Annotated in this window: 9 protein-coding genes and 2 rRNA genes; 7 read left to right on the forward strand and 4 right to left on the reverse strand. The window is 30.3% G+C overall.

All coding sequences use genetic code 11. From position 1 onward, the window contains the following. Position 1: 1 nt before the first annotated feature. From A966_RS03395 to A966_RS03405, 3 genes are all read right to left on the reverse strand, one after another. On the reverse strand, positions 2–421 hold the full coding sequence (locus A966_RS03395) for a response regulator (protein WP_008722546.1): 420 nt from the start codon (positions 419–421) through the stop codon (positions 2–4). 6 nt (positions 422–427) lie between these two features. Next, the gene (locus A966_RS03400; protein WP_008722548.1) at positions 428–895 is read right to left on the reverse strand and encodes a chemotaxis protein CheX; all 468 of its coding nucleotides are present in this window, start codon (positions 893–895) and stop codon (positions 428–430) included. Positions 896–2,065: 1,170 nt separating this feature from the next. After that, positions 2,066–4,570 carry a hypothetical protein gene (locus A966_RS03405; RefSeq protein ID WP_008722549.1) on the reverse strand — a complete coding sequence of 835 codons (2,505 nt, stop codon included), beginning with the start codon at positions 4,568–4,570 and terminating at the stop codon, positions 2,066–2,068. A gap of 635 nt (positions 4,571–5,205) precedes the next feature. Here A966_RS03405 and A966_RS03410 point away from each other — a divergent pair. The 5 genes from A966_RS03410 to A966_RS03430 all read left to right on the forward strand — a co-directional run bounded on the left by A966_RS03410 (position 5,206) and on the right by A966_RS03430 (position 9,975). Next, positions 5,206–8,195 (forward strand): 23S ribosomal RNA (locus tag A966_RS03410). A 120-nt stretch (positions 8,196–8,315) separates the two neighbouring features. After that, positions 8,316–8,432: ribosomal RNA gene (rrf, locus tag A966_RS03415) — 5S ribosomal RNA — on the forward strand. A gap of 80 nt (positions 8,433–8,512) precedes the next feature. Further along, positions 8,513–8,743 carry a hypothetical protein gene (locus A966_RS03420; RefSeq protein WP_008722551.1) on the forward strand — a complete coding sequence of 77 codons (231 nt, stop codon included), beginning with the start codon at positions 8,513–8,515 and terminating at the stop codon, positions 8,741–8,743. Positions 8,744–8,798: 55 nt separating this feature from the next. After that, positions 8,799–9,077: a hypothetical protein gene (locus tag A966_RS03425; protein ID WP_008722553.1), complete on the forward strand. Its 279-nt coding sequence runs from the start codon at positions 8,799–8,801 to the stop codon at positions 9,075–9,077. A 163-nt stretch (positions 9,078–9,240) separates the two neighbouring features. Continuing rightward, positions 9,241–9,975 (forward strand): Bax inhibitor-1/YccA family protein, encoded by a 735-nt coding sequence (locus tag A966_RS03430; RefSeq protein ID WP_008722554.1) that lies wholly within the window; start codon positions 9,241–9,243, stop codon positions 9,973–9,975. A 1,251-nt stretch (positions 9,976–11,226) separates the two neighbouring features. Here A966_RS03430 and A966_RS03435 read toward each other — a convergent pair. Further along, on the reverse strand, positions 11,227–12,408 hold the full coding sequence (locus A966_RS03435; RefSeq protein ID WP_008722556.1) for a cation:dicarboxylate symporter family transporter: 1,182 nt from the start codon (positions 12,406–12,408) through the stop codon (positions 11,227–11,229). A 235-nt stretch (positions 12,409–12,643) separates the two neighbouring features. On the opposite strand from A966_RS03435, the gene ispF reads away from it, so the two are divergent. Further along, a complete protein-coding gene (gene ispF / locus A966_RS03440) occupies positions 12,644–13,120 on the forward strand; it encodes a 2-C-methyl-D-erythritol 2,4-cyclodiphosphate synthase (RefSeq protein ID WP_008722558.1) in 477 nt (158 codons plus the stop codon). A gap of 17 nt (positions 13,121–13,137) precedes the next feature. Continuing rightward, positions 13,138–14,142, forward strand: coding sequence for a squalene/phytoene synthase family protein (locus tag A966_RS03445; RefSeq protein WP_008722561.1), 1,005 nt, complete (start codon positions 13,138–13,140; stop codon positions 14,140–14,142). Positions 14,143–14,216 lie beyond the last annotated feature (74 nt).

The following is a 14,216-nucleotide window of genomic DNA, read 5'->3' on the forward strand; positions in this document are numbered from 1 at the left end:
ATTATTGTTTTTTTGCAAGAACCATTTTTATACGCTCAAGAACTTTTTTTCTGTCCAAAGGTTTAGTTATATAGTTTTTAGCACCGGCTAAAAGTGCTTTTTTTACCATATCTTCTTTACCTAAAGCACTAACCATAACAACTTTAGCATTTTTATCGTATTCTATTATTTTAGTTAATGCAGTAATACCGTCCATTTTAGGCATTGTAATATCCATAGTTACTAAGTCTGGCTTGTATTCTTTATACATAAGTACGCCTTCTTCTCCATTTTCTGCGGTACCCACTACATTATATTGTTCAGATACAAAGATTTGCTGTAATTGTTTAACGACAAATGCAGAGTCATCTACGATTAAAACTTTAAATGGCTTACCAAATTCATTTATACCATCAGCTTCTTTTGTATTAATGTCAGACATATTTCTTTACTCCTTTTCTGATTCTACGGCAACTAATATATTAAAATCGCCAATAGAGGTATCTAATTTTATATGCAGAAATTCCGAATCGCTTATCGAAACTTCTAAATTTTTGCTTTTCATAATTACAGGCGGAGATATATCTACATCATATCCGTCTGTTTCTAATTTGGTTACAGAAAGCCCAGCTATTAAATTGACAAGTTCCTGTATAGTAGATAATGATAGCTTATCAATATCTTTTATTTCTCTGTCATTCATTATAGCAACTATTTTTTTGGCCGTTTCTATTTCCATATCTATTATAAAATGACCTACTATATCTTTTGATAATGCTACTATAGCTATAATACCTGAAGCATTTACAAAATCACCTTTTAAAGTTATATCTCCGATTTTTATTCCGTCTTTAATATAATTTTGCAATATTTCATTTGACGCATCGGTAAATGGTCTTATATAGTCAAGTCTCATATAATAATACTCTTTCAATACTAATTGATTGAAAGTATTTTAACAATATATGAATTTTATTGCAAGTATAGTTGCAAAATATAGTATTATGCTTTTATAAATATCGAAAAAAAAATAATTTGTTTGAAAATATTTTAAAATATAAAAACATTTTTTATATGAATTGCTTAGTTTTTATATATAAGTCTTATTATATGTTTGATTTGTTTTAAAATTGATTTAAAATATTAAGCATAAAATTATTTAACCTTAGAATAACGATATTATATTTTATATGCTATATAGATTGTGATTTTATATATATTTAGTTTCTTATCCGCTGGTTGCTTCTCACCTAACCAATAAAAAATCATCTTCTTTTTTTGTTCTACACTAGTAATGATCGTGTATTTGATAGCTAGTATTAGACTTATTTCAAAACTACTTGACAAGATTAATTATAAAAATTATTTAATTTAAAATTATACATATAATGTATTATATGTTGTATGGATTGCTGTTTTAGTGTGCAAATATGTAGACCTTCGCCTGCTGACATCTGCCAAAGTTACGCAGCGTTACAAAAGAAGCGGAGTTTTGCGAAGCACGCAGAGCGGTGCACGAATGTGAATCCCAAACTATAATCAAAAAAATATTAAATTAAAAAAACTATAAATATTAAAAATTTGAGTTTTGAAACAAGTCTAAAGTCTATGGAACTTTAGAAGGAGATAAGGCTTCTATACAGTTTAGAATATTAGATGATGGAATCATGGATAGTTTATGCTTTAGAGATTACGGCGAAGCTTATACAACAGATAATAGACTTGTTTCAAAAGTAATTTTATTTATAATTTGTGGGGACTAGCCCCCACACCCCCACTTCTTTTGGTGCCCCAAAGAAGCAAAAGGACTGCATTTTCTAGCTTAAACATACAATTTATACAACATGTAAAACATTTTATTAAATTATAATTAATATTATTTAATTAAGCATAAAACAATAAACTTATAAAATTATTTGTCAAGTAGTTTTGAAACAAGTCTAATATTGATGAAGATTTATATAGTTTATATTTAATAGCTGCTGAAGGGGTATTAAAAAAAATAAAAAATATATTAAGATATTAAAAAAATAAAAAGGGCTTTGAAAATCATATATTCAAAGCCCTTTTCTTTATAGTATGACTTTTACATAATTTTGTAGAAATCTATGTTATGCTGCAATTCATCTGGAAGAGGATTTCCTGATTTTGTGAATTTGAAGTATCTGTTTTCTAATTCAGTGGCTTTTTTATTTCTTATGTTTTTAAATCTATTTGCTATTTCTGTGTACATAGGCTGTTTTTCAAGTTCTGTTCTTATGCTTTTAGCAAAAGGTACTTGTCTGTATAATATTCCTCTTGCAACCCTGTTAAGTCTCATAATACCTTTACTCTCATATTTTATCCACAAATTATAATCGGTTACGAATACTTCTCTAAGATTGTTTCTGCATTTTTTAATTTGTACTTTTAATTTTTCTTTAGCTTCATCTGAAAGACCTCTGTTTTTCTTGTAGAACTGAACATAATCACTGTACTCAGAAGTAATAGACATTTGAGTAATATCATTCCAAGCAGGTCCAAGCATAGTTTTACATAATTCCCATCTGAAAGCTCCGATAGTAGGTATTAATAAAGAATCTATATCTTCAGAAGTGAATATTGGAAATAAAAATCTTCCTGTACTATTTTTTTGTCTGCTTGAAAGTTCTTCCCACATTATAGCCCTAGAACCAAATGTAGGCATAAGTATTATATTAGGCAAAACTTCCTGCATAACTAATTCTTTTTCTATATTTAGTTCTTTATTCTTATACAATACCTCCCTATAGAATGCTGAAAAATCTACATCAGTTATATCTTTTATAGACTTTTCCATAACATCTCTTCTGATTAATGCTCTTTCGAAATCTTTTGTTATCATATCTTTATGCAGTATAGGGAAGTACACGCTTACTTGTCCGTAACATAATCTATGAGTAGTTTCGATCATATTATCAACTTCATATTCAAGTCTTTTAGAAGAACTTTCCCAATGATCTTCTAATTCTTTATCATTTATAGTACCTCGTTTTTTTAATTCTCTTAAAGCCTCTCTATAATCCTGACCGAATCCATTAACAGAAGGCGGCTCTTCTTTATCATAAATTTTTTGAAGCCATTCGTCTATATAAAATACATTTATTCTTTTAGTTTTACTTTTATCTTTTATTTCATAAAGATCCATTATTTGATTAGGAGTAAGCAGCTGATCATCCATGTATCCGAAGTTTAAAAACATTTTTACAAGTTTGCTGTTTTCTCCGTTTATTATTGCTCTTTTAGAAATTTCTTTATATATTTCAAAGAATACACTTGAAACCCCTCTTCTTATTTTTCTTACATCATCATCTGTACTGAATTTATCTCTTAATTTTCTAAATGCCTGCAAAGATTTCATGAAGTTTTTAGCTTTAGTTTCATCAATTCCAGACATTTCTATTAATTTCTTAGTAGGATTTTTTACTTCAGCCGGTAATTCTTCAAAACCAACAGTAACTTTAATACTGTCAATTTCATTACCCATAGATGCATTTTCACCAGGCTGCATTATAGAATTTGCTGATATTCTTCTTATTATCGAATCTATCTCATCAATATCTATATTAAGATCATAATCATATTCAGTTTTAATTTTATTATAAATGTCTTTTATAATATTAGACATAAATATTATATATTTAACCCATACTTCATTATCTTTTCCTTGTTTGTCTAAATCAAGAGCAGTTTTAGTATACTCTCCAAATAAAGACTCTTCTTCATTAGAAGATAAAAAAAGTATGTTCTCTATAGCTTCAACTATTTCTGTTTTTAGCAGAGATGATATTCTTTTTAAATTTTCATATAGCATATGAGAAGCATCTAAACTCATATTTTCATCATAAGAAAAAAACTGATTTTTAATTTCTTTAGGCATAGTTAAAAATCTTCTTGCATAATCAATTTCAAATTCTAATTTTTCCGTATTTTCTATTAATTGATTTTTATTATGCATATATATTTCAGAATGATCTGCTCTTATGAAATCTATATCAAAAGAAACAGGAAAATTAAAACCAGAGTTTATAGAATCATCATAAATTTCTTTATAACTTTTAAAAATTTCTGATTTAATGTTTTTTGATTTATTTTGCTGCAAATTAAAATATATAACAGCAAGATTTGATGATATCATTTTTATATCAGAATTTATTTTTTTCATTTTAACATATTCTTCATAGGATTTTAATATCAGATATGCTATAGAATGATACATACTTGTAAGATATGCTTTATTAACTTTAAAAAAACTTTTAACATATTCTTGATTTGGAGTTTTTACAGCATATATTTCCGTATCATTTTTTGCTTTAAAAGAAAACATATATTTAGAATTTGATTTGTAGCTTCCTATACCAAGCATAATATTTTTGGGTATAGAAAATAATTTGCAGCTGTATCTCATAACTTCATTTTCATCTTCTATACCTAGAATCTCTTTTGAAGAAATATAAACATCTATTTCTCCTTTTGTTACTATTGATATGTTTTTTACATTTTCTCCTTCATAAAAAACAATACTTCCAGGGCTTAATTTTAAATTTCCATTTTCTTCAATGTTTACACTCATAATAATAACTCTCTTTTCAAATGTTTATTATACTTATTCGAAAAATTATATATTATTTTTTTAAAATATGCTAGTTTTTTATATTTTTAATATTAAAATTCCAAATTTCATTGAAAAATTCAAAGAAATTTATGAATTTAGCTAAAAATTAGGGTATCAAAAATCGTTTTTCTAAGTTTTAATTTTCCACATTCTTAATTTTTGTATAAAATGTATTATATTTAATATTTATTTTAGTTTATATATCGATTTTAGGTCAAAACAGGCTTTTCAGGCTATTGCGTTTTTTTAATCGTATGCTATAATAATAAAACAGTTGATGAGAAACAAAAAACAAAACGAAAGAAACGAAACATCAACTGAAAAATGAAAAACTTAAAGTTCTTTGACAGATATATGAGAGCGTAGATTTTTAGAAAGTTTTTTCCAACATAAACGGAAAATCAGCTATTATAAAAATCTTCACTAGATAAAGAAAACACAATTAGATTGTGTGTCTTAGAGTAGAAACAATTAAGCGGAGCGTTACTAAAGAATTAGATAAGAAACAGCTTTAATTAGCTAAAAGTCTCATTCAATTTGATATATTAGCTTTACTTTTATATTAGAAATAATAGAGAAGAAAAGGGTAATATGGTCAAGTAAGTAAGGGCTTAAGGTGGATGCCTAGGCACTGGAAGGCGATGAAGGTCGTGACAAGCTGCGATAAGCTACGGGGAGAAGCAAATATTCTATGATCCGTAGATCACCGAATGGGAAAACCTATAGAAGTAAACCTTCTATATCATAAACTGAATCCATAGGTTTATGAAGCGACACCCAGGGAACTGAAACATCTAAGTACCTGGAGGAAAAGTAATCAAAATTGAGATTCCCTAAGTAGTGGCGAGCGAAAGGGGAAGAGCCTAAACCTTAATAATGTCAAGTTGTAAGATGTTGTTATTATGGTGTTGTAGGGCGGTAAGTGATGTACTTACATGCATCGACTTTGCTTTATATGATAATAGAACTGTTTTGGAAAAGCAGACCATAGTGGGTGATAGTCCCGTATATGAAATCATATAAAGAAGGTTTTATCGTTCCTGAGTAGGGCGGGGCACGTGAAACCCTGTTTGAATCTGGGTAGACCACTATCCAAGGCAAAATACTAACCAGTGACCAATAGTGTAGAGTACCGTGAGGGAAAGGTGAAAAGTCTCCCGTTGAGGGTTATTAAATAGAACCTGAAACCTTAAGCTTACAAGTAGTCAGAGGGTACCCTGCTAGCAATAGTAGAAGGCCTGATGGCGTGCCTTTTGTAGAATGAGCCTGCGACTTATAGTATGTAGCAAGATTAAGAGGTAATAGCCTTGTAGTCGTAGTGAAAGCGAGCCTTAATAGGGCGAAATTAGTTGCATGCTATACGACCCGAAGCCAAGTGATCTACCTATGAGCAGCGCGAAACTCGAGTAACATCGAATGGAGGTGCGAACCAGTGGCCGTGAAAAGGCTTTGGATGACTTGTGGGTAGGAGTGAAAGGCTAATCAAACTTGGAGATAGCTGGTTCTCTCCGAAATGTCTTTAGGGGCAGCGTTATGTGTTTACTTGCGGGGGTAGAGCACTAAATGGACTAGGGCTCCTAACCGAGTACCAAACCCAACTAAACTCCGAATACCGTAAGTTAAGAACATGGCAGTTAGACAGCGGCGGATAAGCGTCATTGTCAAAAGGGAAACAGCCCAGATCCTCAGCTAAGGTCCCAAAATCTATGTTAAGTGGGAAAGGATGTGAGAATACTTAAACAGCCAGGAGGTTGGCTTAGAAGCAGCCATTCCTTTAAAGAGTGCGTAACAGCTCACTGGTCGAGTGTTCTTGCGCCGAAAATGTAACGGGGCTCAAACATAGTACCGAAGCTAGGGAATTATAGAGTTAATCTATAATTGGTAGGAGAGCGTTCTTTAAGCCGTCGAAGGTTTACCGTGAGGTGGGCTGGAGGTATAAGAAGTGAGGATGCAGGCATGAGTAACGAGAAAACGGGTGAGAAACCCGTTCGCCGCAAACCCAAGGTTTCCTAGGTAAAGCTAATCTGCCTAGGGTTAGTCGACCCCTAAGATGAGGCTGAAAAGCGTAGTCGATGGGAAACAGGTAAATATTCCTGTACTATGATATGTTTCGATGGAATGACACAGATTGTTTATGTACGCGTTAGATTGGTAGATAACGTCAAACAGTTTAGACTTGTGGTGAGTCAAATGCTTGCTGCTTTAAGGTTGAGGCTGGATAGTGACTGGGCTTTCGGGTTCAGGAAGTTGCATGAGCTAGGCTGTCGAGAAATAATTTCTAAGGTTAGGCATGTCATAATCGTACCGCAAACCGACACAGGTGGGTGAGATGAGTATTCTAAGGCGCTCGAGATAATCTTCCCTAAGGAACTCTGCAAATTAGTCTTGTAACTTCGGAAAAAGAGACGCTTGAATCTTGGTAGCAATATTGAGAGGAGAGTCGCAGTGAAAAGGCCTGGCCGACTGTTTAACAAAAACACAGATCTCTGCAAACATGTAAATGGATGTATAGGGATTGACACCTGCCCAGTGCTGGAAGGTTAAAAGGAGAGGTTAGCGTAAGCGAAGCTTCGAATTGAAGCCCCAGTAAACGGCGGCCGTAACTATGACGGTCCTAAGGTAGCGAAATTCCTTGTCGGGTAAGTTCCGACCTGCACGAATGGTGTAACGATCCGGGCACTGTCTCGGGGAAGAACTCGGTGAAATTGAATTATCAGTGAAGATGCTGATTACCCGCAACAGGACGGTAAGACCCCGTGAACCTTTACTATAACTTGACATTGAGTTTTGTTTTGTGATGTGTAGGATAGATGGGAGGCTTTGAAGTGGGAGCGCCAGCTTTCATGGAGCCATCGTTGAAATACCATCCTTCGCAAAATGGGATTCTAACGATTAGCCGTTATCCGGCAGTCGGACATTGTCAGGCGGGTAGTTTGACTGGGGCGGTCGCCTCCTAAAGAGTAACGGAGGCGTGCAAAGGTCACCTCAAACCGAATAGAAATCGGTAGTAGAGTATAAAGGCATAAGGTGGCTTGACTGCGAGAGAGACATCTCGAGCAGGTACGAAAGTAGGTCTTAGTGATCCGGTGGTCCCGAGTGGAAGGGCCATCGCTAAACGGACAAAAGGTACTCCGGGGATAACAGGCTTATCTCCCCCAAGAGTTCATATCGACGGGGAGGTTTGGCACCTCGATGTCGGCTCATCGCATCCTGGGGCTGGAGCAGGTCCCAAGGGTTTGGCTGTTCGCCAATTAAAGCGGTACGCGAGCTGGGTTCAGAACGTCGTGAGACAGTTTGGTCCCTATCCGTTGTGGGCGTTGGAAAGTTGAGAAGAGTCATTCTTAGTACGAGAGGACCGGAATGAACGCACCGCTGGTGTATCTGTTGTTCTGCCAAGAGCATCGCAGAGTAGCTATGTGCGGACGGGATAACCGCTGAAAGCATCTAAGTGGGAAGCCTCCTTCAAGATTAACTTTCCCTATGAGTTTCGTTGGAGACTACGACGTTGATAGACTGCAAGTGTAAGCAGGGAAGAAATACCTGTTCAGCTGAGCAGCACTAATCAGACCAATGACTTGACCATATTATCGTTTTCTTCTTATAACTAGGGAAATCATAATAAAAGAGTAGAATGAGACATCTACGCTCTTATATATCTGACAAAGATACTTAAAACTTTGTTCTTTTAATTTGCTAATATTATTTCGGTGACCATAGAGAAAGTGATACACCCGTTCCCATTCCGAACACGGCAGTTAAGCCTTTCATCGTCAATGGTACTGTAAGGGTAGCTTTACGGGAGAGTAGAACGTTGCCGGGTATATATTATATATTTTATCCCAATAGATTTTTTCTGTTGGGATTTTTTTATTTAATTTATTAATAAATAATGAGTAAATTATGAATAATAAACAAAGAATTATAAAAACTATTAAAATTGTAGCTTATTTATTTTCTTATATGATGGTTACTGTAGTTGCTTTTAATTATGGTTATATGTATTATGCTGTTAAATTTGATGGGGCTTCTGCTCCTCCTAATGTTTCTTTTATTTTTGCTATTCCTTTCATTGCTGCTATATTGGTATGTATTATTATAATTAGAATAATTAAAAAGGGAATGAAAGATTAGTATTATATGATATAATAAATTACTAAATAAAAATAATTTTGGAGATTTGTGAATAATGGAGAAAGAAAATAAAAAGAAAAAGATTATGCTTATTTCTGGTTCTATATTTAGTATTATAATTGTTATACCGCTTACTTTAGCTATTTATAATCTTAAATTAGAAAATGCTTCTTATCTTCCAAATACTTTTTCAAAATATGCTGTATCTTTTTTAATAGCGTTTATAATCATTCACCTAATATCAGTAATTTTTAATAAGATTATATTACTTGTTTTAACTTTAATTGCTGCAATTCTTATAAAGAAAATAATAAAATATGAGGAAGATGAATAAATTTAATTTTTCTTATAAGAATTATTTATATATTATATTTTTATCATAAATATTAAAAAATATTACTTTATTTAAATTAATCAGTTATACTTTACACTAGTATTTTATTAAACTTATTGTATAATAAATTACTAAATGAAAAGAATTTTGGAGGTTTTTAATTATGGCAAATCCAGTATTATCAGATAAGGCATTTAATTATGCATCAAGTTATGAAAATGAAAATACAATGACACTTAATGGGGCAATTAACAAATCAATAATACTTACATTGATATTAATGCTTTCAGCTATGGTAAGTGTATTCTTTGTTTTGGCAAGCAGACCAGATATGATTTATCCTGCTGCTTTGGGTTCTTCTATAGCTGCTTTTGTTCTAGCTTTGATAATGACTTTCAAAAAAGAATTATCTAAAGTTTTTTCTATACTTTATGCTATACTTGAAGGTGTTGCTATCGGGGCTGTTTCTTATGTATTTAATGCTGCTTATGATGGTATAGTTGTTCAGGCAGTATTTCTTACATTCTTAGATTTATTTATAATGTTAGTTTTATACAGATTTAGAATAATAAGAGTAACAGAAAAATTGAGAAGCGTAATTATGGTATCTACTTTGTGTATAGGTATTGTATATTTAGCTAATTTTATAATGTCATTTTTTGGTGCTAGAATACCTTTCTTATATGGTTCAAGTCCTTTAAGTATTGGAATAAGTATTGTAATAGTTCTTATTGCTTCTTTCAATCTTCTTTTGGATTTTGATTTTATGGAGAAAGGAGAGCAGTATAATATGCCTAAATATTTTGAATGGTATGCTGCTTTCGGACTTCTTGTTACTTTGGTGTGGCTTTATTTAGAGATATTAAAACTTTTAGCTAAAACTAGAAGCAGAGATTAAAGATTATATAATTTGAATTAAAGAGCATGCATATTAATTTATGCATGCATTTTTATTTGCATTAGAGTTTTAATTTATGAATTATATTTTTTATATATTTTAAATGTGTATATAATAAAATAATTTTTTATTAGGTTATAATTTTTTCAAACGCTTCAAAGACTTGTTATTGGAATGGATATTTTTCCTAAAATAGTATGAAACGACACTAATATTCAAAAATTTTAATTGCTTATTTTTTATAAAAAATATTAATAAAAATAAATGTATAAATGCTTGGCAAAGTTTTTTATTTAATGAATATTTTATCAACTTTTCCCATGGCAAAAGTTGCAAAAGCACGCACTATTTTTATATTAAAGTTTAATCTTATTATAAATAAACAAATAATTGTTTTATGCGGCATTATCTTTAACTTATTCATTTTAGTTTTAGAGATTGATTTTCAAAACGCTTTAAATCATTGTTATTGTAGAGATGAATATTAAATAATATTGAAGTTATAAATCTAGCTAATGAACTTTTTTTAATGAATATTTTATCAGTTTTTATTTATCTGTTTTTTGTGAGTTTACTTAAAGATTCAAAAAGATTTGGGAGTATATAAATATTTTATTAGACTTGTTTCAAAACTACTTGACAAGATCGTATATGAAAATTTCATCATTTTATAATTTACAAAATAATGTTTCACATATTTTATAAATTGTTATTTTAGTATATAAATATGCAGTCCTTTTGCTTCTTTGGGTCACCAAAAGAAGTGGGGGTGTGGGGGCTAGTCCCCACAAAATTATAAAAAATTAGTTTTGAAACAAGTCTATTATATATAACGCACGGTTAATTAAATCTTATAAATGATTAAAATTATTATTGAAAATTAGTTTATATTATTAATTTTATTCTGCGTGCGGTAATATGTATAATAAATTAAAAAAATCTAGGGTGGGAGCTGTAACAACAGTTTAAGCTTAAAAATAAAAGCAATACAAAAATGATATATAAGATAAAAAATATAAAGGGTGGGAAAATGTAATTGAATTTTAAAATCTTTATTACATACAAGCCATTTAAATGGTGGTACAATTTCTAGTTTTATATTAACAAAAATCAAAATTCATATTTAATCTATAAGTAAAAATTTGGGAATATGTTATTAAAACCTATAATAAAAAAGACAGCTTCTTAAAACTTTAAGAAACCGTCTTTTTTATATTATCTCATTCTAATTTAATAAATAATTAAATAAAATCAAGCTGCATCTTTTTTTATTCTAGTTTGATAGAACCAATCAACAAATACTGCTATAGCATTATCACCAGATACATTAGCAGCAGTACCGAATGAGTCTTGAGTTAAATATAATGCTATCATTAAACCCTGTAATTCTTCTCCTGTTATTCCAATCATATAGAAGAAAGGCAAAGCACTCATAACAGCACCTCCAGGAGCACCAGGGGCAGCAACCATAGCTATACCTAACATAAGTATAAAAGGAAGTATTGAACCATAAGTAGGATTTTGTCCTAAAATTAATATAACAGCAGTAGAACAGCAAGTTAATGTAATCATAGAACCTGCCAAGTGTATAGTAGCACAAAGAGGTATTACAAATTTTCTTATTTGTTCGGATACTCCGTTTCTCTCTGCGGCTATTAAGCTTACAGGTATAGTTGCTGCACTGCTTTGAGTACCTATAGCTGTAAAGTAAGGAGGTATTTGATTTTTAATAAGCATTATAGGTGATTTCTTTCCTATAGCACCAGAAATTATAAACAAAGCTGTTATATAAAGTATATGAAGAATAATAACAACAACAAATACTTTAGCAAATATTACTATAATATGCTGTATGCTTCCTGCATAAGCCAAATTAGCAAATGTACCCAAAATATGAAGAGGAAGTATAGGAATAATGATATTTTTTAATATAGTTTGTATAACCTCTTCAGAATCTTTTACTATAGAAAATAATTCTGCTCCCTGTCCTTTAGGTCTTAATAAAGTAATTCCTATACCTAATATAAAAGCAAATATTACAGCTGATGTAACATCAAATAGAGGCTTCAAAGGTATTGTAAAATAGCTTTCCAAACCAGATTCTAACTTTATATTGCTTAAAGTGGCTGAGCCTAAAAGTGTAGGGAAAAGATTAGAAGCTACAAAGAATGCTATACTTCCTGCCACCAATGTAGAAGCATAAGATATAATAACTGTAATGCCTATTAATTTAGGTGCTCCTTCTGTTAAATTAGCAATACCATAGCCTATAAATGTTACTACCATCAAAGGTATAATAAAATTTAAAAATAAACTGAATATTGCACTTATAGTTACAAATATTCTAACTATAGGTGCCGGAAGAAACATACCTACTAATATACCTAAAATTATACCTATTATAATTCTAGGTAATAGACCTATTTTTTTCATTTTTTTCTCCATTTTGTTTTATATAATTTTTATTATTATATATAGTATTATATAAATTTTTTTTATGCATTCAACTAGTATATGTAAATTTTAGTTTTTTTTATTTTTAGTATAAAGTTAGTATCTATTTTATTATACAAATAATACTTTGTTATTTATTTTAGAATATAAAATAATTTGACAAATTAATCTATTTTAGTATAATTTAAGCACTTATAATCAAGGATATTAGTAAATGAGAATAGGCTATGGATACGATTCACATGTATTTGCTGATAATCGTAAATTGATATTATCTGGAATAGAGATTCCCTATGAGTTAGGATTAAAAGGTCATTCAGATGCTGATGCGGTTATTCATGCTTTAATAGACTCCATATTAGGGGCTTTGGCGTTGGGGGATATAGGAAGTCATTTTCCTGATAATGATGAACAATATAAAGATATTTCTTCTATAGTTCTATTAGAAAAAACAGTTTTAATCATGCAGGAAAAAAACTATGAAATATCAAATACTGATATCACGATTATATTAGAAAAACCAAAATTAAGAAAATATATAGACACTATGAGAGAAAATCTATCCAAAATTCTTAAAACTGATATAGAAAATATTTCAATAAAAGCTAAAACTAATGAAAAAATGGATTCTATAGGCAGAGGAGAAGGCATAGCAGTTCATTGTGTATCTTTACTTAAAAAAACAAAATAAAAATTTAGGAAATCTATATGGCAACAAAAATTAACACGAAATATTTACTAGATTTAGTTTCAAGAAGTTTTGCTTTAACTATACCGCTATTGGATAAGAATAAAAAAAATAAGGTTGAAGTTCAATATTTACTTGCTAGAATAATAGATACTATAGAGGATTCAAGCCATACAATACAGGATAAAGAAACATTAATAACAGGATTTATAAATATATTAAAATCAGAAAATACTGATAATTTAGAAAATTTAAAAAATGTAGTAATAGAACAAACTATCAATGAAAATGATAAAGTTTTAATAGAAAATATAGATGTAGTTCTTAAGTCATTTTTTGCTTTTAAGCAGGAAATAAAAAATATCTCTATTTCATACTTAAGAGAAATGGGATATGGTATGATTTATTATCAGGATCATACTATATCAACATTTGAAGATTTAGATGATTATTGTTATTATGTTGCTGGTACTGTAGGACTTTATCTTACTGAGCTTACAAAGATATTGGATAATTTAGAATTGGACAGAGAGAAGGCTAAGAGCTTGGGAAGATTTTTACAGAAAGTTAATATTATTAAAGATGCCAAATTAGATTATGGAGAGAAAAGAGTTTTTTGGCCTTTAAGTTTATTTGAAAATGAGAATCCGGCTCCTTATTTTGAAGATGGGGCTTATATGGATAAATCTATGGAAATTTTAGTAAAAATGATAGAATCTGCTATGAATGAGTTTCGAAATTCTATAGAATATATTATGACAATAGATAAAAAAGCATTAGGCTACAGGCATTTTTGTTTGGTTGCAGTTCTTATGGGATATGAAACTATAAAACTTATGAAAAGCAATTATAATATATTTATGGGTGAAACTGTAAAGATACCTAGAAAAAATGCATTGGAAATAGTTGCAAAAGTTAAGGCTGATTTTTATACCAATAAGAGATTGGAAGATTTATTAGAAAAAGCATTCACAAAAGAATTAGTACAAAGCGAATCTGAAAGTACAGCAAATAATAATGAATAAATAAAGTATTATATTTCAAATTTAAATCTTGTTTTTTGTATTGATATATATTAAAATTATTCACGGAGTTGTAA

It is taken from the genome of Brachyspira hampsonii 30446 (genome assembly GCF_000316195.1).
GTDB lineage: Bacteria > Spirochaetota > Brachyspiria > Brachyspirales > Brachyspiraceae > Brachyspira > Brachyspira hampsonii_C.